The following is a 3137-nucleotide window of genomic DNA, read 5'->3' as shown; positions in this document are numbered from 1 at the left end:
ATCAGGCTGAGGATCAGGAACATCACGTTCCGCTCCACCTCCAGGGCCCCGAAGAAGGTCCGGTTGCGCTGGCGCCAGTCGGTGAGCAGGATCGGGCGCTCGGCCGCCATCTCTAGGGGCTCGCGCATGTCACCGACATGATCGGGATCGTCGACATAGATCTCGATCATGCTGACGTCGCCGTCCCTGTTGAAGAACGCCTGCGCCTCGGCCAGGGGCATGAACACGAAGGTCTGGTCGAACTCGGTCATGCCGACCTCGAACACCGCCTTGACCGTGTAGCTCTTGGTCCGCGGCGCCGTTCCGAAGGGCGTCGACGAGCCCTTGGGCGTCACCAGCGTGATCGTATCTCCGGCCTGCAGGCCGAGGGTGTCGGCGAGCCGCCGGCCGATCAGCACGCCCGTGCCGTCGTCGAAGCCCTCCAGGGTGCCCCCGCGGATCGCCGAGGATACCGCCGCCAGGGCGTCGAGGTCGGCGGCCCTTACGCCGCGGATGATCACGCCGGAGCCGCCATATTGCGACGACGCGAAGGCCTGGCCCTCCACCAGCGGCACCGCGGCGCGCACGCCCGCGACCTTCGACAGGCGCTCCGACAGGTCGGTCCAATCGTTGAACGGCCGGTCGATCGGGGTGGCGAACAGGTGACCGTTGATGCCCACGATCTTCGAGAGCAGCTCCGCCCGGAAGCCGTTCATCACCGACAGGACGATGATCAGCGTGGCGACACCCAGCGCGATGCCCAGTACCGAGAAGAACGCCACCACCGAGACGCCGCCGCCCCGTCGGCGGGCGCGCAGGTAGCGGCCGGCGAGGATCCACTCGAACGGTGCGAACGGGGCAGTGGTGCCCGCACGGAACGACGCCGCGAAGGTCCTGACCCGGTCCAGCGCCGCTGATGCCGCCATCGGCACGCCTCAGACGCGCCGGATGCGTGCCAGCAGATCGACGATGGCGAGGCTCTCGCGCTCGCCCCCGGCACGCCGCTTCAGCTCGACCTTGCCCTCCGCCAAGCCCTTCGGCCCGACGATCACGTGCCAGGGCAGGCCGATCAGGTCCGCGGTGGCAAACTTGGCGCCGGGGCGCTCGTCGCGGTCGTCGTAGAGCACCGACAGGCCGGCGGTCTCGAGATCCGACTGGATCTGCGCGCAGGCGGCATCGGTGCCGGCATCGCCGACCTTCAGATTGATCAGGGCCACGTCGAACGGCGCGACCGAATCCGGCCAGATGATGCCGGCCTCGTCGTGGCTCGCCTCGATGATCGCCGCCACCAGCCGGCTCGGACCGATGCCGTAGGAGCCCATATGGACCGGCCGCTCGATCCCATCCGGCCCGGCAACCTTGGCGCCCATCGGCTCGGAATACTTGGTTCCGAAATAGAAGATGTGCCCGACCTCGATGCCGCGTGCCGCGAGGCGGCTGTCCTCCGCAACCTCCGCAAAGGCCTCCGGCTCGTGCATCTCCTCGGTGGCCGCGTAGTGCGAGGTCCAGGCATCGACGATGCCCTGGAGGGCGGCGACGTCGTCGAAATCCACGGTCTCCGGCGGAATGTCGAAGTCGAGATAGGCCTTGTCGCAGAAGACCTCGCTCTCGCCGGTCTTGGCCAGGATGATGAATTCGTGGGACAGGTCGCCGCCGATGGGGCCGGTATCGGCGCGCATCGGGATCGCCTTGAGGCCGAGCCCGGCGAAGGTGCGCAGGTAGGCGACGAACATCCGGTTGTAGGCGTGGCGGGCGCCGGCCTGGTCGAAATCGAACGAGTAGGCGTCCTTCATCAGGAACTCGCGGGAGCGCATCGTGCCGAAGCGCGGCCGCACCTCGTCGCGGAACTTCCACGAGATCTGGTAGAGGTTCTTGGGCAGGTCCTTGTAGGAGCGCACGCTCGCCCGGAAGATCTCGGTGACCATCTCCTCGGCGGTGGGGCCGTAGAGCATCTCGCGCTCGTGCCGGTCCTTCAGGCGCAGCATCTCCTTGCCGTAGGCGTCGTAGCGGCCGGATTCCCGCCACAGCTCGGCGGATTGCACCGTCGGCATCAGGATCTCGATGGCGCCGGAACGGTCCTGCTCCCGCCGGATCACCGCGCAGACCCGCTCCAGCACCCGCAGGCCGAGCGGCAGCCACGCGTAGATGCCGGCCGACTCCTGACGCACCAGGCCGGCGCGCAGCATCAGCCGATGCGAGACGATCTCGGCTTCCTTGGGCGTCTCGCGCAAGGTCGGCATGAAATAGCGGGAGAGACGCATGTCGTCAGAGTCTTGGAAGAGGATCGGCCGGGAGGAGCCGCGGCGCGCCGGCACACAACACGCCGGAGACGCAAATTACAAGCACTGCGCGACCACGGCGGGGCGTAATCGCGGCGAACCGGAGGCGGCGGCCCGGCCGCGGTTGGGCCGCTGCCTAGGCGGAAAGCGGTATGCCCATTTGCCGGCAAGAAAGCGCAGATTTTTCTCGCAGACCCGGTGACAACACGAATTGTTGTTCCTATAAGCGTCCGGCGATGTTTGCGACGCCCGGAAGAGGTGGCGCAAGGTCCGAGTCTCGGGAGGAAAAGCGACCGCTCCGCAGCCAATGCGTGGGATATTCAAAGGTCGAGCCATTGAAGCTTGAAAGCAAGGCCTCGGGCCTTGCTTTTTTTATTCTTGGCGGCGGGCTGCGTTGCCCCGTCCACCGGGCGCTTGTCGAGGGACAGCGCTGAAGGCCGCCGGAGGCGATCCGTTCAGCACCGAGAGCCGGGCGTGTCCCGACCCTTCGACCCCGGGAGACAAATGGTCGCCGTCAGACCGCTGCGTGCGGCGGGCCTATCTCTCCGATGACGTCCCGCACGCATCGCCCGGAGACGTGAGCCCGGGCATGGGCCTGTCTTACGGCGAGCTCGGAGAAACCCCGGCCCTGAGCCGTCCTACAGCCCGGCCAGGGGGAACACCGCCAGGGCGATCAGGAAGGCGGCCCCTGCGACCAGCGTCGTCCAGATGGCCTTCTCGCGCAGCCGCGGCGCCGCCGGAGCGCCGGGATCCTGGCCCGGGACACGTGGGTGGGCCGCGTCTCGGGCTGGTTGCGCAGGGGCAGGACCGCGAAAAGCAGCGTCCACCAGACCACGAAGTAAAGGGCGATCGCGCCGCCCACGTCAGCTTGAACAGGCT

General features: G+C 67.8%; 2 protein-coding genes and 1 pseudogene. All 3 read right to left on the bottom strand.

Annotated features, from left to right (window positions below; genetic code table 11):
• Nucleotides 1-905: ABC transporter permease (locus I53_RS20830; protein WP_043354250.1), on the bottom strand; the 905-nt coding region annotated here is incomplete at its 3' end.
• A gap of 9 nt (nt 906-914) precedes the next feature.
• The gene (gene proS / locus I53_RS20825; protein WP_043354248.1) at nt 915-2240 is read right to left on the bottom strand and encodes a proline--tRNA ligase; all 1326 of its coding nucleotides are present in this window, start codon (nt 2238-2240) and stop codon (nt 915-917) included.
• 656 nt (nt 2241-2896) lie between these two features.
• Nucleotides 2897-3137, bottom strand: a pseudogene (locus tag I53_RS31610) (DUF1467 family protein); the annotation flags it as partial.

Origin of the sequence: Methylobacterium sp. B1, assembly GCF_000333255.1 — a bacterium.
GTDB classification, from domain to species: Bacteria; Pseudomonadota; Alphaproteobacteria; order Rhizobiales; family Beijerinckiaceae; genus Methylobacterium; species Methylobacterium fujisawaense.
This window is presented reverse-complemented; position numbering and strand designations above follow the sequence as displayed.